General features: G+C 46.7%; 2 protein-coding genes. Both read right to left on the minus strand.

Going from position 1 to position 1433, the window contains the following annotated elements; all coding sequences use genetic code 11:
• Positions 1 to 13: 13 nt before the first annotated feature.
• Positions 14 to 823, minus strand: coding sequence for a flagellar basal-body rod protein FlgF (gene flgF, locus GRP75_RS26810; protein ID WP_023988193.1), 810 nt, complete (start codon positions 821 to 823; stop codon positions 14 to 16).
• 104 nt (positions 824 to 927) lie between these two features.
• The gene (locus tag GRP75_RS26815; protein WP_023988192.1) at positions 928 to 1308 is read right to left on the minus strand and encodes a TIGR02530 family flagellar biosynthesis protein; all 381 of its coding nucleotides are present in this window, start codon (positions 1306 to 1308) and stop codon (positions 928 to 930) included.
• Positions 1309 to 1433: the final 125 nt, after the last annotated feature.

Here is a 1433-nt window from a genome sequence, read left to right on the forward strand (position 1 = left end):
CGTTTAAATGAGATTATCGTTTCAAGTTTACAACTTCCTGAAGCACTTCATCCGAGGTCGTAATGATACGCGAGTTCGCTTGGAATCCGCGCTGAGCTACGATCATTTCGGTAAATTCGCCTGTCAGATCAACGTTGGACATTTCCAGCTGACCCGCGATGATAGCTCCACGCCCCTCTGAGTTGGCTGCTCCAGGCTCAATTGCATCAATATTTGAGTTGACCGTAGTACGGTACAAGCTCCCACCGATTTTTTCTAAACCTTCTGGATTCGTGACTCTGGCTAATCCAATTTGCGTGCCATTATCAACTGTTCCGTCATCCAATTGTTGTACAATTGTACCGTCCTGTGAGATAGAGACTGCCGTAACATTGTCAGCAAGTGTGATTGGATCTCCACCCAAATCTCCCACAAAAAATCCATCGGAAGTAACCAGATTCCGGTTTGCATCTATGTGGAAATCACCCGCACGAGTCAGATAAGGAACTTCCTGTGCATCATTCATTTTGACCAGGAAAAATCCGTCACCGTTAATACGTAAATCCGTTGGGTTGTTCGTAGTCATTGCACTACCTGGAAGATGCAGTGTATCAATTGAGCTGACCGATACCCCCAAACCTACCTGCTTGGCATTCTGCCCGGCGGTTGTTGTTCCGTCTGGTGCACTTGCGCCTGAACTCGTTTGGCTCAAGATATCCTTGAACATTACTCGGCTGGACTTGAAGCCTGTAGTATTTACGTTTGCAATGTTGTTACCGATAACGTCCAGCTTCGTTTGAAAGCCCTTCATGCCCGATACACCTGAATACATTGATCTCAACATTGAGTATAAATCCTCCTCTGATTGGTTGCTTAGTTGACCGCATCAGTCGATCCGCGGCTTTTTCATGGCTTTCCTATTCGGGCCAGCCACTTCGTATACATTTTTCATGAAATAATTACAGCACTATCTATCTGCGTAAATACGTTATCCTCCATGGATTTCTTATCCATCGCGGTAACAACTGTTCGATTAGGTACACTTACAATCAAAGCCATATCCTGCATTAAAATCAATGATTCTTTGGCGCCTTTGGCAGCTGCTTTATCCACAGCAGAGTTGATTTTCGCCATTTGGTCACTTCTCAACTCTATTCCCCGCTGCTCCAGACGCTTGGCTGCATGGTTGCTCAGCTTGAGCACCTGATCCTGCAACACCTGACCGAACGGTCTGGCATCCTTGGATACCGAATTCACTCGGTTTTGTGTGATTGCTGCCGGGGGCACGTTGGCGGGAAAAAGGCGTCCGACCGTTATCCTGTCATTCATGAGTTCTCACCGCTTCCAGTAGAGGAAGAAGATGAAGTATCCGATGTACCTGTAGCGGGAGTCGTTGTGTTAGCATGGCTCACTGATGTTACATCTTTTAATGCCACCTCAGCCGCTCCCATTTT

Origin of the sequence: Paenibacillus sp. OT2-17 (assembly GCF_009827695.1) — a bacterium.
GTDB classification, from domain to species: Bacteria; Bacillota; Bacilli; order Paenibacillales; family Paenibacillaceae; genus Paenibacillus; species Paenibacillus polymyxa_B.